Origin of the sequence: Xaviernesmea oryzae, from assembly GCF_900109605.1 — a bacterium.
In the GTDB taxonomy this organism is placed as follows: Bacteria; Pseudomonadota; Alphaproteobacteria; order Rhizobiales; family Rhizobiaceae; genus Xaviernesmea; species Xaviernesmea oryzae.
In genome coordinates, this window is record NZ_FOAM01000004.1 from 223920 (window position 1) to 249651 (window position 25732).

Genomic DNA, 25732 nt, shown 5'->3' on the forward strand with positions numbered 1-25732 from the left:
AACGACCTCCGGACCCCGCGGTCGCGATCAGGGGCCGTTGACGAGCGCCAGGATCAGCTGGTGGACATTTCCGCCTTCGGTCAGTTCAGCCCGATCATAAGCGGAATGGCGCTGGCCGTTGCGGCCGGAAATCTCCTTTAACCGCGTATTGAGCATCTGGCGCACCAGCCGGCAACCGGGATCATCCGGTGCCGACAGGCCGATGCTGGCCTGCGAAATCTCGGCCACCATCTCCCGGATGAAGCGTCCATGCTCCAGCTCATGCCGGCGTACGCCATCGATAAAGCTTGTCCAGCTCCTGGCCAAGGAGCCAGTCAACCGTTCGGCAGGCTTTGGCAGCGTGTAGGTGATGGTCAGCGTTGGCTCGGCCGAGGCCAGGCGGCAGGCTTTCCCGTCCTGCTGGTAATCCCGCTTCCAGGTCAGGCGAAAGCCGGTATGGGCGATCACGCGGCGCCCCTTGCCGATCATGGGCCCCCGCTCGCCGATAGAGGCGTAGAGTTCGGCACCCGTTCGCCCGGCAATGGCATAGGTCTTCACCGCCTCGCGCTCGCTGGCAAGAGCGGTGACGGGCACAGATAGGGAAAGCAGAAAAACGAGGGCGTGGCGGAGGCGGGGCATAGCGATCAGAAAGGTTGGGCACGGCTCGGCCGCGCTGGCGGATGCGATGTGGAGGATCGATATCAGGTTTTTTTGCGACGCAATAAAGCTTAACCGATTTTTAAGAAATGGCCCCCTAATCAGGCTGTATATTAACGGTAGCAAAACCCATCGATTCCTTAAAACAGCTGCTCTCCCGCCGCGCCCCTTTGAACGGTCCGACGAGGAGGACGTTCACTGTTCCTTATGACAAATGTACGACATTTCCACCGGCCTTGTCCCTTCGGTAAGGGAGTAATTCATGCATAGCCAGCGTTTCGTTAAGGTCGGCCTTTTGCATTCGTCGACAGGCACCATGGCCTGCAACGAAGCGCCTCTGGCCGACATGTTGCGCTTCGAGATCGACAAGGCGAACGAGGCAGGCGGCCTTCTCGGTTGCAAGATCGTGCCGGTCGAATTCGATCCAGCCTCGGACTGGCTGAACTATGGCCAATATGCGCGGCAGATGATCCGTGATCAGCAGGTCGCCGCGCTTTTCGGCTGCTGGACATCCACCTCGCGCAAGGCCGTGCTTCCCGTGGTCGAGGAAGAGGACTGCCTGCTTTACTACCCGCTGGACTATGAAGGCGAGGAGCAATCGCCCAACATCTTCTATCTCGGCGCGACGCCCAATCAGAAACTGTTTCCGGCGATCGAATATCTCCTGTCAGCACCTGGCGGCGCCTTCGATCGTTTCTTCATGCTGGGGACGGATTTCAACTATCCCCGCACGATCAATCGGGTACTGCGTGCCTTTCTCGACGCCAAGGGCCTGAAGACCCTGGGCCTGCCGGAACATTACGTGCCGTTCTCGCACCGCAATTGGGATCAGGAGATCGCGGCGATCGCGGCTTTCCGCGCCGGTGGACGCGGCGTCATCGTTTCCAGCATCGTGGGCGATGCCAACCAGGATTTTCTCGCCGCCTATCATGCGGCCGGCTTCAAGGCGGAGGATCTGCCGATCCTGGGCCTTTCCCTGAACGAACTGGACCTTGCGACCCTCGACCCAGCTGCCGTCAAAGGCCATTATGCCTGCTGGAACTACTTCATGTCGCATGACACCGAGGGCAACCAAGCCTTTCTGCGGAGCTGGCAGATGGCGGCCGGCGCCAATCGGCCGGTCTGCGACGCCATGATCGCCGCGCGCACCGGATTTCGCATGTGGCTGCGCGCGGCCACGGCCGCCGGCACCACGCGCGCTGCCACCGTGCGGCAATATATGTTCGGCCAGACCGAGATGGGCCTCGACGGCGAGCCTGTGATCATGGGCATCAACCATCATGTGGAAATGGGCATGTCGATCGCGCGCGCCCGCGCGGACCGGCGCTTCGACATCGTCTGGCGCAGCGAAGAGCCGCTGAGGGGCAATCCCTGGGCAGCCGAACATATCATCGCCAGCACCACAGCGGTTACCGCCCAGCGCGAATTGCTCGATGCCCTGCCGACACCGCTGATCGTCATCGACGATGATGGGCAGCTGCGCTATCGCAGCGCCAGCACGGATGATTATTTCGGGCGCGACATTGCGCCTGACTATCTGGAGGCCTTGCGCAAGGCGGCCGATCGCGCGGCGGCGAATGGTGCCGAGGGCGATGACCCGGTTGCGGAGATCGTCGTGCGCACGCCATCCGGAGAGCTGCACAATCTGACGGTCGTCAGCCGCCGAATCGTCTTTGCCGGCGTGCCGTCGCGTCTTCTTTCGCTCGCGGATGTCACCTATATCCGCCGGATCGAGTCGACGCTTAGACTGATGAACGCCGATCTCGAACAATTGGCGACCACGGACGGGCTGACCGGCCTCGCCAATCGCAGACATTTCATGCAGGAGCTCGCAGCGCGGATTGCGCAGTGTGAGACCAGCGACAGACCGGTGGGCGTGCTGCTCATCGATCTCGACCATTTCAAATCGATCAACGACCGCTTCGGTCATGCGGCCGGCGACAAGGCGCTGATCGAGACCGCGCGCGTGCTGCACGAGACACTCAATGCCGATTGCGCGCAGCAGGATCTCGTGGCGCGGGTTGGTGGCGAGGAATTCGCCGTCATCCTCAGCGCCAGCTCGATCGAAGAGGCGGATCGCGTTGCCGAGCGCCTGCGCGCCTGCATTGCCGCCGTCCACTTCGAGACCGGGGGCGTCATGGTCCGGCTTTCCTGCAGCGTCGGCGCGACCCTGTGCATCGCTGGCGACAGCCCGGAGGCCACGCTGAAACGGGCCGATGACGGCCTCTATGCCGCCAAACGCGACGGCCGCAACCGCGTGGTCTTCCGCCGTTCCGCCTGAGCCTGAACAGAAGCAGGGTTCACACCGCTCGTCGATCTAAAGGAATCAGATCGACGCTGGTTTGCCTGCGATCCGGTGCGTCAGCGATTTCGCCGCCGGCCCTCCAAAATGTCGAGCACGGCATGTGCTGCTTCGATGACCGGCGTGCCGGGCCCGAAGATCGCGGAGACACCTCCCTCCTCCAGGGCCGTATAGTCCTTGCGCGGGATCACGCCGCCACAGACGACGGGTATGCCCGGACTTTGCCTTTCCAGCGCCTGCACGAGCTGCGGCACCAGCGTCAGGTGGCCGGCCGCCAGCGACGACACGCCAACCACGTCCACTCCCAGCTCGCCGGCAAGGGCAGCCGCCTCGTCCGGAGTCTGGAACAGGGGGCCGGCCGTGACCGCAAAGCCGAGATCGCCAAAGGCGGAGGCGACCACGCGGGCACCGCGATCATGGCCATCCTGACCGAGCTTGGCCACCAAAAGCCTGGGCACATGGCCGAGCCGAACCGTCGCCTCGCCGACCCGCTCCTTCACCCGCTGGACATCGGGGCCGTCCCCATAGGCTTCGGTAAAGACATCGACGACCAGGGGCGGGCGGGCGGAATGGGTCCCGAAGGCGCGGCCGAGCACATCGGACATTTCGCCGACCGTCGCGCGTGCCCGTGCGGCTTCGACCGCGGCGGCCAGGAGATTGCCCTCACCGCTCTCGGCCACCTTGCCGAGAAGGCCGAGCGCGACATCGAGCCGTGCCGGATCGCGCCGGGCGCGCGTCTCCTCCAGCCGCCGGATCTGCGCGGCCCTGACGGCGGAATTGTCGATGGTCAGGATTTCGACCGGAGGCTCCTCCTCCAGCCGGTAGCGGTTGACGCCGACCACCACCGTTTCGCCCTTGTCGAGCGCCGCCTGACGGCGCGTCGCCGCCTCCTCGATCATCCGCTTAGGAAAGCCCTCGGCAACGGCTTTCGTCATGCCGCCTTTGGCTTCGATCTCCTCGATCAGTGCCCAAGCGGCTTCTGCCAGTTCATGCGTCAGGCTCTCGACATAATAGGATCCAGCGAGTGGATCGACCACGCGGGTCACCCCGGTCTCGTGCGCCAGGATCAGCTGAGTGTTGCGGGCGATGCGGGCGGACAGCTCGCTCGGCAGCGCCATGGCCTCGTCGAAGGCATTGGTGTGAAGCGATTGCGTGCCACCAAGCACAGCCGCCAGCGCTTCATAGGCCGTGCGCACCACATTGTTCATCGGGTCCTGCTCGGCAAGCGAAACGCCAGAGGTCTGGCAATGGGTGCGCAGCATCAGGGATTGCGGCTTCTTCGGCTGGAACTCCTGCATGATCTTCGACCAGAGCAGCCTAGCGGCGCGCAGCTTGGCGGCCTCCATGAACAGATCCATGCCGATAGCGAAGAAGAAGGAGAGCCGCCCGGCAAATTCGTCGATATCCAGCCCCCGCTTCAAGGCGGCGCGCACATAGTCGCGCCCATCGGCCAGCGTGAAGGCCAACTCCTGCACCAGCGTCGCGCCCGCTTCCTGCATATGATAGCCGGATATGGAAATTGAATTGAAGCGCGGCATTTCCCGCGCGGTGAAGTCGATGATGTCGGCAACGATCCGCATCGAAGGTTCAGGCGGATAGATATAGGTGTTGCGGACCATGAACTCCTTGAGAATGTCGTTTTGGATGGTGCCGGAGAGGTCGCTGCGGGCCACGCCCTGCTCTTCCCCCGCAACGATGAAGGCGGCAAGTACGGGCAGCACCGCGCCATTCATGGTCATGGAAACGGACATCTCGCCCAAGGGAATGCCGTCGAACAGGATCTTCATATCCTCGACGCTGTCGATCGCCACGCCGGCCTTGCCGACATCGCCTTCGACACGGGGATGGTCGCTGTCATAGCCGCGATGGGTGGCGAGATCGAAGGCGACAGACAGGCCCTTCTGCCCGGCCGCCAGATTGCGACGGTAAAAGGCGTTGGACGCTTCTGCCGTGGAGAAGCCGGCATATTGGCGCACCGTCCAGGGCCGGCCGGCATACATCGTGGCGCGCACACCGCGGGTAAACGGCGCAAAACCCGGCAAGCCATCGAGATGCGGCAGGTCGGCAAGATCCTCGGCGGTATAAAGCGGCTTGACTGCGATACCCTCGGGCGTCGTCACCGACAGCGTCTCCGGGGGGCGCTTCAGCTCCTTTTCGGCCAGGGCCCGCCAATCTGCGACGGCTTTTTTGGTCATCGCCCAGGTCCTCCAGATACCACTGCCAGGATCGGCGCGGCGTTGAGATTGACGAAATTGCTACTGAGTAGCATCCTAGGTCCATTCTTCACGGGAGCCTTGAGCCATGACCGTAAAAGCATCCGTTTCCATCTCCGACCAGCAGGACGCCTTTGCCCGCCGGCTGGTTGAGGAAGGCCGCTATTCCAGCGTGAGCGCTGTCGTGCAGCAGGGGCTGGAGCTTTTGCGCGAGCAGACGGAGATGAAGGAGGCGGAGCTTGCTGCTTTGAAAGCTCTGCTCGATGAGCGGCGGAAGGGGCCGTTCCTGACGATGGAAGAGAGCCGGCAACAGATTGAGGAGATGCTTGCCAGGAAGAAGGCCGCGCTTGGTTTATAAGATCAATCCTGCAGCGGCGGTTAGCACCGACTTCGATCACATCTTCGACCATCTGTTGGCGGCCTATCTGGGAATGGGCGATTCTGTTGAACAAGCCTATGAACGTGCAGCCAGCCGCTTGAACGCTATTGCCGAAGATCTGGAAAAATTTGCGCTCCATCCCCATCAGGGAACATTGAACAATGATCTTCAACCCGGTCTGCGGCATGTGACAAAAGAGCGGGCGATCTTCTATTTCTGGATCGATGAGGAAAACCGCACGGTCAATATTCTGGCCGTTTTCTTCGGCGGACAGGATCACCGGCACCACATGCTGGAGCGGCTGGGCAAACCGACGACAAACGCTTGATTGCTGGGCCGCTCCCGCATGTCGCATCACTCGAACTCCAAGATCAGCTCGTCCACCGCCAGGCTTTGGCCGGCGGAGACAGCCACGCGCTTGACGACACCCTTGCGTTCGGCCTTCAGCACGTTCTCCATCTTCATGGCTTCGACGGTGGCGAGCGTCTGACCCGCTTCCACACGATCGCCAACCTTGACCGTGACACCAGTGATCACACCCGGCATGGGGCAGAGCAGCATCGTCGATGTATCCGGCGGCAGCTTGATCGGCATCAGTTTCGCCAGTTCCGCCACGCGGGGGCTGCGAACGCGAGCACGCACATCCATGCCGTTCACGCGCAGACGGATGACGAAACCCGCGAGATCGACTTTCACGCCAAGCATCTCCTCGTTCAGCAGAAAATGCGCATGGGTCTGGCCGGGATGCCATGCACCCATCACCGTGACGCGAGCTTCACTTTCCCTGAACATGACGACCTCCGCCTGCGCGCCGCCGGACAACGTGACGGCGTGGCTGATGTCGCCAAGCTGCACCACCCAATCCTTGCCGACGACCCGCGCATGGTTGCTGATCGTGCCTGATATCTGCTTGGCGCGGCCTTGCAGCCTGGCATTGATCACGGCAGCAATCGCGGCGAGTTTCTGCGAGGCGGCCGCATCCGGTGCCACACCGGAAAAGCCGTCGGGAAACTCTTCCGCGATGTAGGCTGTCGTCAACCTGCCTGAACGGAACCTCTCCTGCCGCATGACGGCGGAGAGGAAAGGCAGGTTGTGGCCGATGCCTTCGACTTCGAAATCATTGAGGGCGGCGACCATAGCATCGATTGCCGCTTCTCGCGTCTCGGCCCAGGTGCAGAGCTTGGCAATCATCGGATCGTAATAGATGGAGATTTCGCCCCCCTCATAGACGCCGGTATCGTTGCGCACCACAGTGCCGCTGGCCTGTCTGCCTTCACGCGGTGGACGGTAGCGTGTGAGCCTGCCGGTGGAGGGAAGAAAATTGCGGAACGGGTCTTCCGCATAGAGGCGGCTTTCGATTGCCCAGCCATTGAGCTTTACATCCTCTTGCGAAAGCGTCAGCTTTTCACCTGATGCAACGCGGATCATCTGCTCGACAAGGTCGATGCCGGTGACAAGCTCAGTGACAGGATGCTCGACCTGCAGCCGCGTATTCATCTCCAGAAAATAAAAATTGCGCGCGCCGTCGACGATGAACTCCACCGTACCGGCCGAGAAATAGCCGACAGCCCGGGCAAGCGCCACCGCCTGTTCGCCCATGGCCCTGCGCGTCTCAGGGTCGAGGAAGGGAGAGGGCGCTTCCTCGATGACCTTCTGGTTGCGTCGCTGGATCGAGCATTCGCGCTCGCCCAGATAGACGATGTTGCCATGCTGGTCGCCGAGCACCTGGATCTCGATATGGCGGGGATCGGTGACGAATTTCTCGATGAAGATCCGCTCGTCGCCAAAGGCGGTGCGGGCCTCGGCCCGCGAAGCGCGAAAGCCATCGCGCGCCTCGCCCTCATTCCAGGCAATCCGCATGCCCTTGCCGCCGCCGCCGGCGGACGCCTTGATCATCACGGGAAAGCCGATCTCTGCGGCGATCCGCACGGCCTCCTCGGCATCCTCCACCAGACCCATATGGCCGGGCACCGTGGAAACGCCGGCCTTCGCGGCCAGCGCCTTGGAGGTGATCTTGTCTCCCATGGACGCAATCGCTGAAGCCGGCGGGCCGATGAAGGCGATGCCTTCGCGCGCCAGCGTTTCGGCAAAGGCGGCATTTTCGGACAGGAAACCGTAGCCGGGATGAACGGCATCGGCGCCCGCCTGGCGCACCGCCGCCAAGATCGCCTCCACGGACAGGTAGGAACTTGCCGCCGGAGCCGGGCCGATGGCCACCGCCTCGTCGGCAGCGCGCACATGGGCGGCGTCACGGTCGGCATCCGAATAGACCGCCACCGTGCCGATGCCCATGGCCTTGGCCGTGCGCATGATCCGCAGGGCGATCTCGCCACGATTGGCCACGAGGATCTTGGTAAACATCAGGCGGCTCCGGCATGGAAGGGCAGAACGGGACATCCGGCAGGGGATAAGCGCCGAGGGATGGGCGGCGATATAGCGTGCAAGTTCACAGCGTCAGCCGGTGGACAGGGCCTTCTCGATCTCGTGAAGATCGCTGTCAGACAACCCGTTGCCCTTCAGCGCATCCAGGCTGTCGTCCAGCTGGGCAACCGTGCGCGCGCCGATCAGCGCCGAGGTGACCCGTGGGTCACGCAGCACCCATTTCAGCGCGAGATGGGCCAGAGGCAGGCCGAGACGCGCGGCGATCGGGGCAAGCGCTTTCACCTTGGCAAGCCGCGCATCACTCACCCCTTCGGCGCCCATGGACCCGCCGCGGCTGCCACGCGCGGCGCGGGACCCTTCCGGGATGCCATCGAGATATTTGTCCGTCAGCAGGCCTTGTTGCAGCGGCGAATAAACGATCGTGCCGGCCCCGCCCTCCTCCAGAACATCCAGGAGGCCATCGGTCTCGATCCAGCGGTCGAGCATGGAATAGTTCGGCTGGTGAATGAGGCAGGGCACGCCGAGCGCTTTCAGCGTGTCGATCGCCCGCTTCGCATCGGCCGCGCGATAGTTGGAGATCCCGACATAAAGCGCCTTGCCCTGGTGCACGGCATCGGCCAGCGCCCCCATGCTCTCCTCGATCGGCGTCTCGGGATCCGGTCGATGATGGTAGTAAATGTCGACATAGTCGAGGCCGAGCCGCTTCAGGCTGGCATCTAGGCTGGAGAGCAGATATTTGCGCGAACCCCATTCTCCATAGGGGCCGGGCCACATCAGATAGCCGGCTTTGGATGAAACAATCATCTCGTCACGATAGGGCTTGAAGTCGCTCGCCAGAACCCGGCCGAACATCTCTTCGGCAGCACCGGGCGGTGGGCCGTAATTGTTGGCCAGGTCGAAATGGGTGACGCCGCGATCGAAAGCGCGGTGCAGGATGGCGCGACCGGTCTCATAGGAATCCAACCCGCCGAAATTCTGCCAGAGGCCGAGCGAAATGGCCGGCAGCTTCAGCCCGGAGCGGCCGCATCGGCGAAACGCCATCTCCTCATAGCGCCCGGGCGCCGCGCGGTACATCGTCTCGCTCATCTCGTCTCCTCCTGCGGCAGGCTGCGCCTGCGGTCGTAGCAGCTCGTGGATCAGGCGGCCAGCATGCCCAGCGCCTCCCCCGGAGCAGCGCCATCGAGCATCAAAACATCATGAGATCAAAGCGTTAAACCTCAGACCGACCATGATTGACGCGGCTTTCCTCATCCGTCAAGCGGCAGGATCAGGCCGCGCGCGGCGATGGCTTGTCGGAGGAGGTGAGCGCGGCGATGGCGCGGGCCAGATCGGCCTGGAGAAAGGGCTTGCCGAGCCTTGCCATGGCCGGCAGGGGTGTCGGCAGATCGCCATAGCCCGTGGCAAGCAGGATCGGCAGATCCGGCCGCATGGCGCGCGCGGCAACCGCGAACTCCATGCCGGTCATGCCGGGCATGGACTGATCCGTGACGACGAGCGCGATCTCGGGCGCATCGGCCAGAATTTCGAGCGCTTGACGACCACGGCTGGCGATGAGAACCCTGTGGCCGAGATCCTCCAGCATGGCCTCGGTGTTCATCAGCACCAGCGCATCGTCGTCGACAGCAAGGATGGTGAGCGCCGATCCGTTGTCTCGCGACGGTGTGGCCGTTTCCGCCGCGATCTCGGCGACTTTTGGCACTGGCTCGGACGATGACGGCGCATCCGATGTCACCAGAACCGGCGCGAAGCCCATGCCACTATGCGGCTGCTCGCGCCCGTCCGTGCTCAGAGCTGCGGGCTTTGGCTCGGATGCGGCAATCGGCAGCCAGATTTCAGCCGTCGTGCCTTCGTTCTTGCGGCTGGTGAGCCGCAATTTCCCGCCGGATTGCTCGGCAAAGCCATGGACCATCGACAGGCCAAGCCCCGTTCCCTTGCCGACCTCCTTGGTTGTGAAGAAGGGCTCGCAGACCCGCGCCAGCGTTTCCGCATCCATGCCCTCGCCCTGATCGGTGACGCTCAGACAAACATAGGTGCCCTCCTGCAGGCCGGACGGCAGAGCGGGATCGCCCGCAGGCACGGCACGTGCAGCGAAATGGATCTCGCCCTGCGCGCCACTGGCGTCCCGCGCGTTCACCGCCAGATTGAGCAGCGCAAGTTCGAGTTGGGGCGCATCCACCTCGACGGCCGGCAAAGTCTCGGGAAATGTCTTGACGATGCGCATGCGCGCGCCGAGCGAGGTGGCGATCAGATCATCCATGCCCTCGACCAGCGCGGGAAGCGATACCGCCTCCGGCCTTAGGCTTTGGCGCCTGGCAAAGGCCAGCATGCGCTGGGTCAATGCCGCCCCGCGCCGCGCGCCGTTCATCGCATTGTCGAGCAGGCGCAAGCTCTGCGGCTCGGTCGTCACCCGGCGCCGCAAAAGCTCGAGATTGCCGGTGACGACAGCGAGCAGATTGTTGAAATCATGGGCGATGCCGCCGGTGAGCTGGCCGATCGCCTCCATCTTCTGCGCCTGTCGCAAGGCCTCTTCCGCCCGCTTGCGGGCCGTGACGTCCATCAGGCCGCCGACCGCCCAGAGAAAGCGTCCCGCCTCGTCGCGGTGCACGCGGGAGGTGGAGACGACATCGAGCACCCGGCCGTCGCGGCTGACGAAGCCATATTGACGATCGGCGAGCATGCCTTCCTCAATCAGCCGCGGCCAATCCTGCGAAACGCGCCGCATGGCCGATTCCTCGGTCATGAAGCGGATCAGAGGCTGGCCGATGACCGCCTCGCGCCCATAGCCGAGAAGATCGAGCCAAGCCTGGCTCACTTCCTCGATATGCCCATTCGCGTCGAGCGCATGCAGCGGCAACGGCGTTTCGCGATAGAAGAGCCGGAACTGCTCGGCGCTGGCGCGCAACGCCGCCGCCTCGCGCGCGGCCGACGCAGCCAGCCGCCGATCGAACATGGCGGCTACCATCGCGGCGAAAAGGATGAGGAAGGTGATGAGGGTGACGCCCAGCGCCAACCGGCTTTGACCGAGGCTGGAGACAATGGCAGCGGGCTCATGCGCGCGCATGGCATAATGCGCCGCCTGCATGCCGGCGAAATGCATGCCCGAGACGGCAAGGCCGAGAATGATCCCCGCACCCAGCTTGGCGAGATCACGCTGGCGAAGCTCGGTCCGCCATGTCTCGACCTGGCTGCCAGAACCAGTCTCTCCCCGCTGTGAAAGCCGGATCGATGGGCGGCCCGTGCCGAAAGCCAGCGCCAGTGCGGCAAAGGCGGCGCCGATGGCAATCACCACCGACAGCATCACCCAGAGCGGATCGTAATGGACGTCGAGAGGCAGGCGCATGGCGGCCATGCCGGTGTAATGCATGGCGACAATGCCGGTACCCATTGCCGTCGCACCGACGAAAAGGGACAGGCGCCCGCGCTGCGGTCGGCTCATGACGAAAAAGCCGCAGCCCGTGGCCCCAACCGCCAGAAGGAGGGAAAGCATCGTCAGCCAGGGATCATAACGCGCCTCCATGCCCGGCATGGAGAGCGCCAGCATGGCAACGAAATGCATGGCCCAGATGCCGCCGCCCATGGCAAGCGAAGCCGCCGCGAGCCAGAGCATGGCGCCAAATCGCGTGGCGGCGGCCGGTGCCCGCGCGACCAGATCCAGGGCCGTGATCGAAGCCGCGATCGCCATCAACAGCGCCAGAGCGACCAGGAGAGAATTATAGCTGCCTGTCACCATTCATCACATCCTCCTCGGGCCATCATGCCCTCCGGCTGTCCCGCTCTCCACCGCTGCACCTTTCGGGCAGCTACTCCCACCGGATCCGGTCAAGATGGCTCAAGAATCTGCGCAGCGCTTTGCCAAGCGCAGGGACCATGCCTGTCGGATGCCGTCTCATGTCTTTAAAGCTGAACAGCCACGCGCCGGCGTCGGGCCGGAGCATCATGCCGAACATCGCAGCCGGCTCCAGTTTTCAGACTTTTGTCCCTGCACCGGATTGCCCGAACTCGGCTGTCCTTTTTCAGTCCGACGTGCTCGCTGTCGCCGTGTTCGCATGCCTTCTTGCTTAGCAACATAGACCAAAAGAGCTTGCGCAGAAAGGCGGCAACGCCTGGTCGCCCACACTTATTGCAGAGCCTATTCGAAGCCTCGCATCCAGGGATTGTTCAGCCTACCCAGCCGCTCGGCGAGTGCGCTTGGCTTTCGACGAATGACGATTTCATAATCGCCGACCGGTAGGCCGCCGACGAGAACATCCTTGACTGTCACTGCTACAGGGGCATCGGCACCGCTGGCCAGATGCAGCCGTGCGGCTTCGTCCACCAGAAAATCGACGCAGGCGGCCACATCGTCAGGCAGCAGCCTGGGTTCATGGGGTTTGGGTGGCATGATCGACCTCCTGCGACTGCATCATTCCTTCGATCGAAGCGGATCGGAGGCGACCTACGCGCAGCCCATTCAAACTCTTTCGGCACATCGAAGGATCTTGCACAGTGCGAAACATCCTCCTCGCGCCCGCAAACGACGTGAAGCCCCGGCCGAAGCAGCGGTTCTTCATGGCTTCAGACACATTATGCAAAATTTCCGCGCGATAGAAGAACATTCCCAGGCGGCAGCGCGGAAGCGGCTGTGACAGTAGCGAACTTTTGCGCCTGCTTTTGCGTTGTGGAGAGGTAGAACCCGCTCGTGAGGCTCCCCGTGGATATTATTCGCATCCTGTTCGCCATCATCCTGCCGCCGGTCGGCGTCTTTCTCCAGGTCGGTATCGGCCTGCAATTCTGGCTGAACATCCTCCTGACGCTGTTCGGCTATATCCCCGGCATCATCCACGCAATCTGGGTGATCATGCGCCGATAGGCATAGCGCTCGGCAAAAACCGATCCGACATTACCCGGCGGGCGCCTCAGGCTCCGCCGGGCATCGGCTCGTCCACCATGACCGCATCCGATTGATCCTCCAGCTGCGCGGCTTCGGTGGCGCGCAGGCCGAAGCGGCCGGCAACATCGGGCGCGTAGCGCAGCAGGTCCGGCCGCAAGCGCAGAAGCGCCAGATCCTTGGCCTTGGCTTCCAGCATCACATCAAAATCCAGGCCCTGCGCCGTGCGCAGGAAGGTCGCGAATTCGAAAGGGTTGATGAAGTCGGCATGGCCTGTGAAGATAGGCGCCACCGGCTTCACCGTCTTCTTGCGCGTGGCCTTGTCGATGGTCACCTTCTCGCGCAGCTCCGTGCGCGGCGACGAAAAATGGATCTTCGGCTGCTGCCCCTGCGGCCAGGTCGCGAGAATGGCCTTCAGTGTCTCGCGCAGGTCTGCCTGTTCCGGGTTGAGGCACCAGAAGTGCTGGTAGTCGAAGATCAGCCGCACGCCCGTTTCGTTGTGGATCCACAGCACGTCGGCAGCGGAAAAGCGCAGATCGTCATGTTCGAGCACAAGCCGGCGGCGCACCGGTTCCGGCAGAGTGGGAAAGACGCGTGCCCAGCGGGCCCGGCTTTCAGGGATATCGCCATAAGTGCCGCCGACATGGATGACGAGCACGGCCTCGGGGCCAAGCTCCATGAGATCGAGCATTTCGGCCTGGCTCGTCAGATCCCATGTGCTTTTGCGCACGAGCTCCGGATCTGGGCTGTTCAACACCACATATTGGGAGGGGTGAAAGGAGAGGCGAATATCGAGTGCACGTGCCTTGTCGCCCAGCGCCTTCAGCGCATCGCGGCTTTCGCGCACCATCGTGTGGAATTGCGGCATGTCGGGATGGGTGGCATAGGGCGCCAGATCCGACGACATGCGGTACATGCGAATGTCGTGGCGCACCAGATGGTCGAGGATGGCATCGACATAGCCGAGCGACACGCCGAGGTGCGGATTGCTAGCTGCGCGGCGGCTGTCATTGCTCTTCAGATCATCGCGCGCCATCACCTTGACCGGAAAACCGAGCCTGGACAGGCGCTGGCCGCCATGCGGCAGCGCCTGCTCGCCGGGGTCAGGCGCTGCGTCGTTTGTGCCAATGCCGTTGCCTTCGCCAAAGGATGTTTCCGTTTCCGCGCGCACCGATCACTCCTCTTTCGTACCCTGCATGAAAAACACCTGAAGGGGTCCTTGCCCTTCAGGAGTTTCTTTGCCTTGCGGCCGGCCCGTCAGGCGTCAATTGCCCTTGCCCTTCGGGTCATGCGTGTGGTGGCGATCCTGCTCGCCACCACCGCCGGACACGGCGCTGCGTGACCGCCGGTCGTCATCGGCAGGCGGCTTCTTGATCTCAAGAGGCGCTTTTGCATTTTCATGCGACGCGCCAGGTCCGCCCTGGCGGATGCTCGCCGGCGTCTTGGTCGAGGTGGACATGATATGCTCCTCTTCGTTTCGTCGAAACAAAACGGGCCACAGGCGAGGTCAAAGCCGCCGCACCGCGTGCTCGTTCCTGTCTCAAGAGCCTCAGCGATCCTGCTGATAGCCCTGATGGGTGGTATTGACCTTGCTATTGCCCTGGTGGCCAACCTTGTCGGGATTGACGGGCGCCGATGCACCAGACTCCACGTCGGCGCCATGGATCTCAAGCTTGCCGCCATGCGGGCTGCGGTTTTCCGGGGGAATTGGGGGTTGCTTCGCTGTCATCTCATCCTCCTGCCGCCAATCTGGCAGCGTTCATGAGCAGGCGTTCAAAGGCTTGGACTCGTTAGAGGTCAGTCCGGCGGTTTCCGGCATGGTCGCGATACTGTTCGGTCTGCACATTGCGCCCGTCCAAGCCCCGCTCGCGGGAGTGCTGGGCCTTGTCGCGGTTGGACAGGATCATATTATCCGGCAGAATACCGTCTTCCAGAACGGTCATTGCGCCCGTTCCGTCACCCTTGCCCTGGGCACCCGAACCGAAATGTTTGCGATCGGCATTGGCCATGGGAAATCCTCCTTATCGTCTTCTGGTTTGAAGCGGTGCTCGGCCACACCAGTGGCACTGCGGCTCCGCCCTTGCCTGTGGCGATGCCCTGGCATATCGCGACATCGGGCGCCGCCTATCGAACTAACCCCGCGCGACACATGATGTTCCGCCGAAAATGCGGGTCAGCACGAGGCAGGATCTGGCTTAGAAATGCCTCAATGAGCGATGGCGAGCCGAGGCCCGTCCGCCGGCGAGCAGGCGCCCGGCCACCAGCGCGAGGCCGGCCACCGCGACGCCCGCAAGCACGGCCCCACTGGGAGAGCGCATCAGGCCGGGTTGGCGAAAGCCGCCGTCGATTCCGCCCGGCTCCAGCGACGCGCGGTGCAAATTGCCTTCGCTGCGGTCCACTCGCTCTGCCCGGCGGAAGGCACGCTCCATACCCTTGGCGAGCATACTGGCGGCGAGATTTGGGGCGATGGCGACGATCAGCCGTGTGGCATTGGTCACCGCGCCCACCGTCGTCGTCGCCCGTGGCGATCGGGCGGCGTGAACGATGGCACGCGCCACGCGACGTGCATCGATAACGGGCGGCGGCGGCTTGATCGCCCGCCCGACATAGTTGGCTCCATGCTTCAGGCCCGGCGTATCGACGAAGGCGGGATAGATGTCGCAAATATGGATGTCGCGATGGGCTGAGAGTTCTGCGCGCAAGGACTGGGCAAAGCCGCGCAGGCCGAATTTGCTGGCCGCATAGGCGGCGGCAAAGGGCGTGGCGGCAAAACCGCCGAGCGAGATCATGTTGATGAAGGTGCCATGGCCCTGCTCCAGGAAGACCGGCAGCACCGCATGCGCTTCCTGCATGTGGCTGAGGAGATTGGCGCGGATGATCTTCTCATGGGCTTCGAAAGGCACGTCCTGAAAACGGCCGACGGCGCCCACGCCGACATTGCTGACCCATACATCGATGCGGCCGAAACTATGGGCTGTCCCAGCCAGAGCCGTGATCTGGCGCGGCTCGGTCACATCGGTTGGCACCACCAGCACACGCACGCCCTTGCGCCGGCAGCGTTCGGCGATGGCCTCCAGGGCCGGACCGTTGCGCGCCGCCAGTACCAGTCGGGCGCCCTCCGCTGCGAATTCCTCGGCCGTGGCCTCGCCAATGCCGCTCGACGCGCCGACAATGACGACGACGGCATCTTTCAAGGATCGCATCATGTCATCTTCCCTTTCTGCTCACCTTATCCTGAGAGAACTGCGGCGGATGCGAAGAAGTTGCGCGCATAGGGCATGTCGGCCCTTGGGATGATGGGCTGCGGCATCCAGGAACCTGACCGGCGTTTCGGCCGTTTGCGAGATGCCAGGCTCGGTCGAGCCTGACCCTATCACGTGCAAAGGAGCCGCCCTTGGCCGCCCGCAATTCCTGGAAGGGCTATCTCAAGCTCTCGCTCGTCACCTGCCCCGTTGCCATGTCGCCGGCGACCTCGGAGGCCGAGAAGGTGCGCTTTCGCACGCTCAACCGGAAGACAGGCCATCCCATCGTCAGCCATTATGTCGATGCGGTCACCGGCAAGGCAGTTGCGGACGACGATGTGGTCAAGGGCTATCCCAAAGGCGAGGACGCCTATGTCATGCTCGAGGATGAGGAGATCGAGGCCGTAGCGCTCGACAGCACACGTACCATCGACATCGACATGTTCGTCCCGGCCGAGAGCATCTCCTGGGTCTATCTCGACACGCCGCATTATCTGGAGCCCGATGACGAGGTGGGCGAAGAGGCCTTTGCCGTAATCCGTGAGGCCATGCGCGCGGCCAAGGTGGTGGCCATATCCCGGCTCGTGCTCTATCGGCGTGAGCGCGCCGTGATGCTGGAGCCCCGCGATGGCGGCATCGTCCTGTGGACGCTGCGTTATGGCGACGAGGTGCGCGAGGCCGCCGACTATTTCGATGGGCTGGACGACGCAAAGCCGGATGCCGCGCATCTGAAGCTTGCCCAGCAGGTGATCGCCAAGCAGACGCGCGCCTGGTCGGAAGAGATCGTGGACGACCCTGTTCAGGACCGGCTTCTCGATATCATCGACGCGAAGAAAAAGAAGAAAACCAGGGCGAAGAAGAAGGCCGCGCCCAAGGCGCCGCCGACCACCAATGTCGTCAACATCATGGATGCGCTCAAGGCCAGCCTGAAAAACGCCAAGCAAACCGGCGCGGGCGGTAAGGGCAGCGAGAAGAAGTCGGCCTGACGCTTTCGCCGTGAACGGTCTTTAAGACCGCACCACGTCAGCGCCCAAAGCCATCACGCGCATATCGGCAGGCCCCCGTTGGTATCTAGCCCTTAGAGCCGCTTTTTGCCTTTTCCGGCGGGATAGGCGCAGCCGCCTTGTAAAACTCCCCCCACGGGTCATGGTCGAGACTATTGAGCCGGCTCAAGGCGTTGTCGACCGTGAAATAAGCAGGCCCGATCGCCTCGCTCAGCTCGTCCCAGCCAAGCGGCATGGAGACCGGGGCGCCAGGGCGGGCGCGCGATGAATAGGGCGCGACCGCCGTGTTGCCGCGGCCATTGCGCAGATAATCCACGAGGATTCGCCCCTTGCGCTTGGACTTGGTCACCTGGGCCACGAAGCGCTCCGGCGCATCGGCTGCCATGGCCTCGGCAATCGCCTTGGTGAAGCGCTTGGCGGTATCCCAATCCGCCTTCGGCTTGATCGGCGAAACCACATGCAGCCCCTTGCCGCCGGAGGTCTTGACGAAGGCAGCGAGACCGGCTGCCTCCAGCCGTGCCTTCACCTCCCTTGCCGCCTCGATCACCTCGGCCCATTCCACGCCAGGACCTGGATCGAGATCCATGATGATCATGTCCGGCCGCTCCAGATCCTTCACTGGCGCACCCCAGGGATGGATTTCCAGCGCGGCGCCCTGAACAAGGCCGATCAGCCCGTCGATATCGCGGATCATCAAGAGCGGCTCGCCCTTGGCATCCTGAGGATCTGGCACGGTATCGATCGCTTTGTTCATGCCCCGCCAGGCATGCTTTTGAAAGAAGGTGGCGCTGTCGATCCCCTCGGGGCCGCGCAGCAGCGAAAGCGGCCGGCCGGCGACGAAGGGGGCGATGAAGCGCCAGACGGCCACATAGTAATCCGCCAGCCCCTCCTTGGTGACGCCGGCATCGGGCCAGTAGATGCGGTCCGGATGGGTCAGCTTTGCCAGCTGGGGCGCACGGGTGGGCTTGCGGGATTTTGCGGCACCGGACGTCCTTGCGGCGGCAGGTTTGCCGGCGCCAGTGGCTCCATTCCTGTCCTCGGCAGGTGCCTTGCCATGATCGCCACCGGTCGAGGCTGCTGCGTCCGCTTCGCCCATCTCCGCCTCCCGTACGATGTCGCTCGCCGGCTTGTCCTCCCTGAGGCCTCGAAAGGCGGCGTGGCGCAGCTGGCCATCGGCCGTCCAGGCGCGGAATTCGACTTCGGCCACGAGTTCGGGCCGGCAGAAGCGAACGCCTCGCGCCGCCTCGCTGGGCAGCTTCTGCGCAAAAGGGCTTTTCGGCAGGTGCAGCTCTTCCAGCCGGTCGTGAAGCATCCGCGCCGTTGCGGCGCTGAAGCCGGTGCCGACGCGGCCGACATGGACGAGATCGTCGCCCTCATAAACGCCGAGCACCAGCGAGCCGATGGCGTTGCGCGCGGCAGTGGAAGGCATGTAGCCGGCAATGACGAACTCCTGGCGCGCCGAACATTTCGACTTCACCCAGTCCTTGCTGCGCCCGCCGTGATAGGCACCATCCGCCCGTTTGGAGAGAATACCCTCCAAACTGAGACGACAAGCATGTTCGAGCACCAGACCGCCTTCCTCACCGAAATGGGCGCTGAAGCGCACAAGCCCGGGCGCCCCCTGCTCGCCACGACCCTGCGGCTCCGCCGCCTGAACAAGCCGTTCCAGAATCGCTTTTCGGCTCTCCAGCGGCACATCGGTCAAATCCTGCCCATCAAGATGGAAGAGATCGAAGGCGTAATAGACGAAGCGATCCTGCCGACCGGCGCTCAGATCGGCCTGCAGGGCCGAGAAATCCGAGCTGCCGGCGCCTGTCTCCACGACGAGCTCGCCATCGATCAGGGCGCTGCCTTCGGTCAGACCGGCCAAGGCCTTGCCGATGGCCGGGCCAAACCGTTCGGTCCAGTCCAGGCCGCTGCGGGTCAAAAGGCGCGTCTGCCCCTGGTCGATTCGGGCCTGAAGCCGGTAGCCGTCGAACTTCACCTCATGCAGCCAGCGCCCGCCCTTGGGCGGCTTGGCGACGAGCGTGGCAAGTTGTGGCTCGATAAAGTCCGGCAGATCCAAAGGCTTCAGCTTTCGGCGGTCCCTTGCGCTGAGGCCGTCGAGCGGCGACGGATCGGCTTGCCTATCGGTCCCCACTTCTGCGTCAGGCGTTGCCGTCTGTTTGGCCTGCCTGCGCGTCTTGCGAGCGGCCTTGGTGCCCGGCGTTTCGCGAATCGGCCCTGTTTTCGAAGACCAGCCGGGCGCCTCACCCTCCAGCGCCTCGACCGGTCGACCTGTCAGAACCGAATCGGGCGCTTCCTCGAGAATGTCAGGCGCATCCTCCGACCGTGCTGCCTCGTCCTCGGCCTTGATCAGCAGCCAGTTCTCCCGCTTTTCGCCGCGTTTTCCTGCCATGCGCACGAGATGCCAGCGCCCGGCCAGCTTTTCGCCCTCCAGCGAAAACTCCAGATGTCCCTTGCGATACATGGCGTCGAGATCGTGAAGCGGCGTATAGCGTCCCCGATCCCAGACGATGACCGAGCCGCCGCCATATTCACCCTTCGGGATCGTGCCTTCGAAATCGCCATAGTCGAGCGGGTGGTCCTCGACATGAACGGCAAGCCGCTTTTCACCCGCGACCAGGCTCGGTCCCTTGGCAACGGCCCAACTTTTCAGAACGCCGTCCATCTCCAGGCGGAAATCGTAATGTAGGCGCCGGGCAGCATGTTTCTGAATGACGAAGGCGGGCGCAGATTTCGCCTTGGCCTTGGAGGCGCGCTGCCGCGTGCTGCCCTTAGGCTCTGCTGTGCGCTCGAAATTGCGTTTGGCCCGATAGGTTTCCAATGCCATGGCGTTTACCCGGCCTTGCGGCTGGAGGCACGGCTGCGGGAGGAGCCGGCACTCGCCTTGGCGCGCGTGGCCTTCGTCCGGGTCGCCTTGGTCGCCGCTTTCCTGTCTTCCGCTTTGCCCTTTGCGCTACGGGCTTCAGCGGCGCGGCTCGATTGACCGGCACTCCCCGCGCCGGCGCTCTGGCGCAATGCTTCCATCAGGTCGATCACCTTGCCGCGCTCAGGCTCCGGCGGCTTCTTGATCTTGCGCCCTTCGATCTTGGCCTTGATCACCTCGCCAAGCGCATTCTCATAGCGATCGTCAAAGGTCGAGGGATCGAAGCGGCCCATCTTGGTCTTGATGATATGGGTGGCCAGATCCAGCATCTCGCCCTTCAGCGTTACCTCCGGCAGATCCGCGAAAACCTCGGCGGAGGGGCGCACCTCGTAGTCGTAGTTCAGGGTGAACGCCACGAGCCCGTCTTCATGCGGGCGGATCAGCACCGTGCGCAGCCGCCGGAAAAGCACCGTGCGGGCAATCGCCGCAACCTTCTTCTTGGCCAGCGCATCGCGCACCAGCGCGAAGACATCACGAGATTGGGGATCGGCAGGCGCGAGATAATAGGGTTTGTCGAAATAGACGTCGTCGATCTCGTCGCTTGGCAGGAAGGCTTCGATTGCCAGCATCTTGTCGCTGTCGGGAACGGCAGCGGCGACCTCCTCCGGCTCCAGCACCACGAAGTCATTTTCAGACAGCGCGTAGCCTTTGACTTGGTCGTCATGCTCGACGACGGCGCCGGTCTCGCTATCGACGAATTCGCGGTGAAGCCGATTGCCGGTCTTGCGGTTCAGCATGTGAAAGGAGATTCGCTCCGATGTAGATGCAGCCGTATAAAGCGCCACGGCACAGGCCATCTCGCCGAGCTTCAGATGACCCTTCCAGTTGGCACGCGGCGCCATGGCTTTCTCCCTCAAACCCGCCACGCCGATGAACGCAAAGGCGTGACATTGCTCAGCCAGAAGAAAAGCCCGGTTCGCCAGGAAGTTCCCACAAAATAGAAAAAGCCGGAAATATTAGCGATATTTTTGGGAACAAATCTCGACACAAAGCGTTACGAGCGCATTCTTGGAGGGATTTGAGAGAATGAGCGAACATCTGGATTTGGGGAAACTCGACGATAGCGGGTTGCGCAAGGTGCGCAGCGTCGAAGAGTTCTGCCGGCGTTATCGGCTGAATCAGGAGGAGCATGTTCGCCTGACACGTCTGTTCGGACATTTCGCCAGCGAGCAGGAGCTGCTGATGAATGCCCGTCGGCCGCCGGTTTTTCGATAGCGGACCATCGGAAAGCGTAGAAGCCAGAAGCCCGCCGACCGTGTCGGCGGCTTTTTTTTGCCATCGTCAGGCTGTTTGTCGCGCCAGCCAGTCGGCCATGCACTGCCCGGCAAAGCGGCCCATGGCCAGGCAGGCCGTTAGAAGATAGCCGCCGGTCGGCGCTTCCCAATCGACCATCTCTCCCGCCACGAAGAGGCCTGGAAGGGCCTCCACCATCATCCGCGCATCCACACCCTGCCACATCACCCCGCCAGCGGACGAAATCGCCTCCGCGATGGGCCGGGGCCGGAGCAGCGGCACGGGCAGATGCTTGATCCGCATGGCCACCGTCTCCGGCTGCTGGTGGGCGAGATCAGGCGCAAGCTCACGCAACAGCGCCGTCTTGACAGTGTCGAGCCCGGCGGCCTTGCGCAAACGATTGGACAGGCTGGCTTTGGCCGGCTGGCGCATGAGGTCGGCCGCTATCCGTTCCGCCGTGCGGCCGGGCGCGAGGTCAAAAGTCAAATCGGCCTGCCCGTGGGCGAGCAACGCGTCGCGGCAAGAGGCGGCATGGGCATAGATCAGGCTTCCTTCCAGCCCATGGCGGCTGACGACACATTCGCCGGGAAGACGCCCCGCCGCACTCGTGGCTGCGACGCCCTTGAGCGGCGCGCCGGCAAAACGCTCGATGAAGTGGGCGCTCCAGGCGACGTCAAAGCCGCAATTGGCTGGCAGGAACGGCCTGACAGGGACATGGAGATCGGTGAGCCATGGCAGCCAGGCGGCATCCGAGCCGAGGCGTGGCCAACTTGCGCCGCCGAGAGCCAGAAGCGCAGCCGGCGGATGGAGCGTCACCTCTCCTTCCGGCGTTGCCAGAATCAGCCCATCCGTCTTGATCCCGATCAGCCTGTGGCGAGTGCGGATCGTCACGCCAGCCGCCTCCAGCCGTGCCCGCCAGGCGCGCAGGAGAGGTGAGGCCTTCATAGCCGTGGGAAAGACGCGTTCCGATGAGCCGACGAAGGTTTCCACCCCAAGACCGGCCGCCCATGTGCGCACGAACTCGGGCGGGAAAGCATTGAGCGCCGGCGCCAGCCTCGCATTCGCCTGGCCGAAGCGGGTGCGAAAGCGGCTATAGTCCTCAGCATGAGTGAGATTGAGCCCGGACTTGCCGGCGAGCAGGAACTTCCGCCCGATCGTCGGCATGGCCTCATAGACTGTGACCGCAAAACCCCGCGCGCTCAGAACCTCGGCCGCCATCAATCCCGCCGGCCCTCCGCCAATGATCGCAACGGGCTCGACGAGTTTGGACGCCGCGGGTGTATCCACGGCCGGGCTTGCCTGCCCTACACCGTCTTGATCGTTCATGCTCATGCCTTGCGAGAAAGCGCAGAGCGCGGCACCGGTCAAGCCTTTGCAGGCGAGCAGAGATCATGGACATGTCGCTGACGCCGTCTCTTCGGCTGTCACCCACATGCCTCCTGCAACAGCCGAACTGCCGCAGCAGCGCTTGCCCTCACCCTGGCCGCGCGGCATGGTGCGACCATGTTTCTGATCTCGAAAATCCTCTGGCTGGTCGCCCAGCCGCTGTCGCTCGTCTTTCTGCTGCTTCTCGTCAGCGCTCTCCTGCTCAGCCTCGGCCTGTCGCGCACCGGGATTTTCGCGCTCCTTCTGGCCATGCTTCTTCTCTTCACGGCCTTGTTCACCACGACGGGCAGCGTTCTCCTGCAAAGGCTCGAGGATCGCTTCGCCCGGCCGGACAGTCTGCCGGCCGATCTCGCCTGCATCGTCATTCTCGGCGGCGCATTCGAAAATGAGGTGATGGCAGCCCGCGGCGGCATCGAATTCAACCAGGCGGCCGACCGCTTCGTCGAAGGGGCCCGGCTGGCCAAGCTCCACCCGCAGGCCAGGATCCTGGTCTCGGGCGGCGATGGCTCCTTCAGCGGCGCCTATCAAGGCGATGCCGATGCGGCAGCGGACTTTTTCGCCCTGTTCGACCTTCCGCCCGAGCGGCTGATGAAGGAAAACGTCTCGCGCACCACTTTTGAGAATGCCCGCCAGACGCAGGCACTTTTGAAGGAGGCGGGACTGGCGCGCTGCGCACTGATCACCTCCGCCTTCCATATGCCGCGCGCCATCGGCCTGTTCCGCAAGCAGGGCCTGGAGATGATCCCCTGGCCGAGCGACTACCGCACCACCGGTCGGGCGCGACTCGGTCTCGATTTCACTCAGCCTTCGCTCAATGCCCAGCTTCTGACCACGGCGCTCAGGGAATGGACCGGGCTTGCCGCCTACTACGCCACAGGGCGCACAACGGCACTGTTTCCGGACAAGGCGGCTGCGCCCCCTCTTTGAGGCATGAACCGCGTTTTCAGATTTGCGGTGTTTGATGCATGCCTTGACGGCAAGACGATCACGCAGCCTTGCGCCAATCCGCAGGAGAAGAAAGCCCATGCCGATCCTGTCGATGCTTAGCCTGCTGGATTATGCCGGCGTGGCAGTCTTTGCCGCCACGGGTGCGCTGTCGGCCTCACGCAAGCAGCTCGACATCATCGGCTACCTGTTCTTCGGCGCCGTCACCGGCATTGGCGGCGGCACGCTGCGCGATCTCATTCTCGGCCAGGCGCCGGTCTTCTGGGTCCGCGACCCCACCTATCTGGTGATCACCACGGCGGCCGCGATCGCGGTCTTCCTTTCGGCCAACAGATTCGAATCACGCTACCGCCTGCTGCTCTGGCTGGATGCGGCGGGGCTCGCGCTCTTCTGCGTCATGGGAGCGGAGAAAGGACTGGCGGCCACGGGCTCGCCGCTGCTCGCGCTCGTCACCGGCATTCTCACCGCCACCTTCGGCGGGATTCTGCGCGATCTCCTGGCTGGCGAACCTTCCGTGCTGCTGCGCCCGGAAATCTACATCAGCGCGGCGCTGACTGGCTCCGCGCTCTTCGTTCTTTCGCTCGCCTTCGGCGCTGCGCCCTGGCTCGCCCTGCTATCCGGCGCGCTTGTGGCCTTCCTCGTGCGCGGCGGCGCGCTCAAATTCGGCTGGACGCTGCCAACCGGCCGCGCCAAGCCGGGCCGCGACCCGGATGTGGTGATGCCGCCACGACGGCGGGACGATCAACAGGAGACGTGAGGCCGCGTTCGACCCGCCTGACGAGCCGTCCGGTCGACGCGGGATTGGATGGGGTCAGATTCTCGGGAACGGGCAGCTCGAAGCATCCGACTGCCGATCTCTATTGGGCGCCTTCGCGCCGATCCTTCCGACGCAGGCGGATCACCACGTCGACATGAGCGATTTCCATGCCCTCGGGCGGCTCGGGCAGATTGCCGATCGAGATATTGCTGACGGGAATGTCCAACACCTCGTTATGGCCTTCGACAAAGAAATGATGGTGGTCGGACACATTGGTGTCGAAATAAGTGCGGCTGCTCTCGACGCTCAGCACACGGATCATGCCGGCATCGGTGAACTGGTGCAGCGTGTTATAGACCGTTGCCAGCGACACGGGGACGCCGGCGGTCACCGCTTCCTCGTGCAGTTCTTCCACGGTCAGGTGGCGATCGCCCTTGGCGAACAGCAGATCGGCCAGTGCGACACGCTGACGCGTCGGACGAAGCCCGAACTGGCGCAGGCGATCTTCAGGACAGAGCGTCGGACTGTTCGTCATCACGGGCGCGGCTGCAACCTCTCATAAAACTTGATCAATCCGCACCGATATAACTTTTCGTGCAAAGCCTTTCAATAGCGGCAATCAGGCACTTGGTAAGACCACGCTGCCCTTTCAATCCCGACCGCGCCGAAATAGGCTTGCAAATGCCGTCTCCAGCGCCAGACGCAGGCTTCTGGAGGCGTTCCATGGCCGCGCCCAAAGGTTTTCCTCTGGTGATGACGCAGATCATCATGTATGCGACGGCGCAAACACCCGCGCCGGGGACCATGGGCGTGAGCAGCAGCCGGCGCGGCAATCGTGCCAAAGCTTACAATCACGCCTGTCCGATCCTACATGGGCGCTGGGCTTCGGCGAATTAAGACTTGAGGACGTCAAGGCATGAGTTCAAGGCAGACGAGCTACACCTACGAGGAAATCCTGAGCTGCGGGCGCGGCGAATTGTTCGGCCCGGGCAATGCCCAGCTTCCTCTGCCGCCCATGCTGATGTTCAACCGCATCACCGAACTTTCGGAGGATGGCGGCGAGCATGGCAAGGGTTTTGCCCGCGCCGAATTCGACATCACGCCCGACCTCTGGTTCTTCCCCTGCCACTTCCAGGGTGACCCTGTCATGCCCGGCTGCCTTGGCCTTGACGCCATGTGGCAGCTGACCGGCTTCTATCTGGGCTGGCTGGGTGAGCCCGGCAAGGGCCGCGCGCTGTCGACGGGCGAGGTCAAGTTTACCGGCATGGTGACGCCGAAGGTCAAGCTGGTCGAATATGGCATCGACTTCAAGCGCGTGATGCGCGGCCGCCTGGTGCTCGGCATTGCCGATGGCTGGATGAAGGCCGATGGCGAGGTGATCTACCGCGCCAGCGATCTGCGCGTCGGCCTCTTCCAGGAAAAGGCCGCCTGACGCCCTTGCCGCCCCCTTAAAGGCG

25 protein-coding genes are annotated in these 25732 nt (G+C 63.4%); 10 read left to right on the top strand and 15 right to left on the bottom strand.

All coding sequences use genetic code 11. From position 1 onward, the window contains the following. Positions 1-27: 27 nt before the first annotated feature. Complete coding sequence (locus BMX61_RS06510) at positions 28-618, bottom strand: DUF922 domain-containing Zn-dependent protease (protein ID WP_083639505.1); 591 nt, start codon at positions 616-618, stop codon at positions 28-30. Positions 619-898: 280 nt separating this feature from the next. Here BMX61_RS06510 and BMX61_RS06515 point away from each other — a divergent pair, with 280 nt between their 5' ends. Then, positions 899-2917 carry a transporter substrate-binding protein gene (locus tag BMX61_RS06515; RefSeq protein ID WP_075628462.1) on the top strand — a complete coding sequence of 673 codons (2019 nt, stop codon included), beginning with the start codon at positions 899-901 and terminating at the stop codon, positions 2915-2917. A gap of 80 nt (positions 2918-2997) precedes the next feature. Here BMX61_RS06515 and scpA read toward each other — a convergent pair whose 3' ends face one another. Next, the gene (gene scpA, locus BMX61_RS06520; protein WP_075628461.1) at positions 2998-5133 is read right to left on the bottom strand and encodes a methylmalonyl-CoA mutase; all 2136 of its coding nucleotides are present in this window, start codon (positions 5131-5133) and stop codon (positions 2998-3000) included. Positions 5134-5239: 106 nt separating this feature from the next. On the opposite strand from scpA, the gene BMX61_RS06525 reads away from it, so the two are divergent. Together BMX61_RS06525 and BMX61_RS06530 are read left to right on the top strand one after the other, a co-directional pair. Then, complete coding sequence (locus BMX61_RS06525; protein ID WP_075628460.1) at positions 5240-5509, top strand: type II toxin-antitoxin system ParD family antitoxin; 270 nt, start codon at positions 5240-5242, stop codon at positions 5507-5509. Then, complete coding sequence (locus tag BMX61_RS06530; protein ID WP_075628459.1) at positions 5499-5858, top strand: type II toxin-antitoxin system RelE/ParE family toxin; 360 nt, start codon at positions 5499-5501, stop codon at positions 5856-5858. Before BMX61_RS06525 ends, BMX61_RS06530 begins: the two co-directional genes overlap by 11 nt. A gap of 26 nt (positions 5859-5884) precedes the next feature. Here BMX61_RS06530 and accC read toward each other — a convergent pair whose 3' ends face one another. From accC to BMX61_RS06550, 4 genes are all read right to left on the bottom strand, one after another. Then, positions 5885-7891 (bottom strand): acetyl-CoA carboxylase biotin carboxylase subunit, encoded by a 2007-nt coding sequence (gene accC / locus BMX61_RS06535; protein ID WP_092742401.1) that lies wholly within the window; start codon positions 7889-7891, stop codon positions 5885-5887. A 93-nt stretch (positions 7892-7984) separates the two neighbouring features. Further along, positions 7985-8998 (bottom strand): aldo/keto reductase, encoded by a 1014-nt coding sequence (locus tag BMX61_RS06540; RefSeq protein WP_075628457.1) that lies wholly within the window; start codon positions 8996-8998, stop codon positions 7985-7987. 181 nt (positions 8999-9179) lie between these two features. Beyond that, positions 9180-11642, bottom strand: a complete 2463-nt coding sequence (locus BMX61_RS06545; RefSeq protein WP_075628456.1) for an MHYT domain-containing protein — start codon at positions 11640-11642, stop codon at positions 9180-9182. A 399-nt stretch (positions 11643-12041) separates the two neighbouring features. Continuing rightward, entirely contained in the window at positions 12042-12293 is a 252-nt protein-coding gene (locus BMX61_RS06550) for a hypothetical protein (protein ID WP_075628455.1), read from the bottom strand. 309 nt (positions 12294-12602) lie between these two features. On the opposite strand from BMX61_RS06550, the gene BMX61_RS06555 reads away from it, so the two are divergent. Continuing rightward, positions 12603-12761: a YqaE/Pmp3 family membrane protein gene (locus BMX61_RS06555; protein ID WP_075628454.1), complete on the top strand. Its 159-nt coding sequence runs from the start codon at positions 12603-12605 to the stop codon at positions 12759-12761. Positions 12762-12807: 46 nt separating this feature from the next. On the opposite strand, the gene uvsE is transcribed toward BMX61_RS06555, so the two are convergent. From uvsE to BMX61_RS06580, 5 genes are all read right to left on the bottom strand, one after another. Continuing rightward, complete coding sequence (gene uvsE, locus BMX61_RS06560) at positions 12808-13950, bottom strand: UV DNA damage repair endonuclease UvsE (RefSeq protein ID WP_234794616.1); 1143 nt, start codon at positions 13948-13950, stop codon at positions 12808-12810. A gap of 93 nt (positions 13951-14043) precedes the next feature. Further along, the gene (locus tag BMX61_RS06565) at positions 14044-14238 is read right to left on the bottom strand and encodes a hypothetical protein (RefSeq protein ID WP_075628453.1); all 195 of its coding nucleotides are present in this window, start codon (positions 14236-14238) and stop codon (positions 14044-14046) included. Between the two features lie 90 nt (positions 14239-14328). Beyond that, complete coding sequence (locus BMX61_RS06570; RefSeq protein ID WP_075628452.1) at positions 14329-14508, bottom strand: hypothetical protein; 180 nt, start codon at positions 14506-14508, stop codon at positions 14329-14331. Positions 14509-14569: 61 nt separating this feature from the next. Next, positions 14570-14788 carry a hypothetical protein gene (locus tag BMX61_RS06575; protein ID WP_075628451.1) on the bottom strand — a complete coding sequence of 73 codons (219 nt, stop codon included), beginning with the start codon at positions 14786-14788 and terminating at the stop codon, positions 14570-14572. A gap of 186 nt (positions 14789-14974) precedes the next feature. Further along, positions 14975-15985, bottom strand: a complete 1011-nt coding sequence (locus BMX61_RS06580; protein ID WP_075628450.1) for an SDR family oxidoreductase — start codon at positions 15983-15985, stop codon at positions 14975-14977. 188 nt (positions 15986-16173) lie between these two features. On the opposite strand from BMX61_RS06580, the gene ku (BMX61_RS06585) reads away from it, so the two are divergent. Next, the gene (ku, locus tag BMX61_RS06585; RefSeq protein ID WP_075628449.1) at positions 16174-17007 is read left to right on the top strand and encodes a non-homologous end joining protein Ku; all 834 of its coding nucleotides are present in this window, start codon (positions 16174-16176) and stop codon (positions 17005-17007) included. An 85-nt stretch (positions 17008-17092) separates the two neighbouring features. On the opposite strand, the gene ligD is transcribed toward ku (BMX61_RS06585), so the two are convergent. Then, positions 17093-19858 (bottom strand): DNA ligase D, encoded by a 2766-nt coding sequence (gene ligD, locus BMX61_RS06590; protein ID WP_075628448.1) that lies wholly within the window; start codon positions 19856-19858, stop codon positions 17093-17095. 5 nt (positions 19859-19863) lie between these two features. Then, positions 19864-20796, bottom strand: coding sequence for a non-homologous end joining protein Ku (gene ku / locus BMX61_RS06595; RefSeq protein WP_075628447.1), 933 nt, complete (start codon positions 20794-20796; stop codon positions 19864-19866). A 184-nt stretch (positions 20797-20980) separates the two neighbouring features. On the opposite strand from ku (BMX61_RS06595), the gene BMX61_RS06600 reads away from it, so the two are divergent. After that, the gene (locus BMX61_RS06600) at positions 20981-21169 is read left to right on the top strand and encodes a hypothetical protein (protein ID WP_075628446.1); all 189 of its coding nucleotides are present in this window, start codon (positions 20981-20983) and stop codon (positions 21167-21169) included. 66 nt (positions 21170-21235) lie between these two features. Here the strand turns inward: BMX61_RS06600 and BMX61_RS06605 are convergent, their stop codons facing one another. Further along, a complete protein-coding gene (locus tag BMX61_RS06605; RefSeq protein WP_083639528.1) occupies positions 21236-22513 on the bottom strand; it encodes a TIGR03862 family flavoprotein in 1278 nt (425 codons plus the stop codon). 177 nt (positions 22514-22690) lie between these two features. Here BMX61_RS06605 and BMX61_RS06610 point away from each other — a divergent pair, with 177 nt between their 5' ends. Both BMX61_RS06610 and BMX61_RS06615 read left to right on the top strand, forming a co-directional pair. Further along, entirely contained in the window at positions 22691-23500 is an 810-nt protein-coding gene (locus tag BMX61_RS06610; RefSeq protein WP_075628445.1) for a YdcF family protein, read from the top strand. A gap of 106 nt (positions 23501-23606) precedes the next feature. After that, a complete protein-coding gene (locus tag BMX61_RS06615; RefSeq protein ID WP_407703748.1) occupies positions 23607-24275 on the top strand; it encodes a trimeric intracellular cation channel family protein in 669 nt (222 codons plus the stop codon). 100 nt (positions 24276-24375) lie between these two features. Here the strand turns inward: BMX61_RS06615 and irrA are convergent, their stop codons facing one another. Beyond that, on the bottom strand, positions 24376-24810 hold the full coding sequence (irrA, locus tag BMX61_RS06620) for an iron response transcriptional regulator IrrA (protein WP_075628443.1): 435 nt from the start codon (positions 24808-24810) through the stop codon (positions 24376-24378). A 188-nt stretch (positions 24811-24998) separates the two neighbouring features. On the opposite strand from irrA, the gene BMX61_RS24615 reads away from it, so the two are divergent. Together BMX61_RS24615 and fabA are read left to right on the top strand one after the other, a co-directional pair. After that, complete coding sequence (locus BMX61_RS24615) at positions 24999-25172, top strand: hypothetical protein (RefSeq protein WP_170854903.1); 174 nt, start codon at positions 24999-25001, stop codon at positions 25170-25172. 19 nt (positions 25173-25191) lie between these two features. Next, positions 25192-25707, top strand: coding sequence for a 3-hydroxyacyl-[acyl-carrier-protein] dehydratase FabA (gene fabA, locus BMX61_RS06625; RefSeq protein ID WP_075628442.1), 516 nt, complete (start codon positions 25192-25194; stop codon positions 25705-25707). Positions 25708-25732 lie beyond the last annotated feature (25 nt).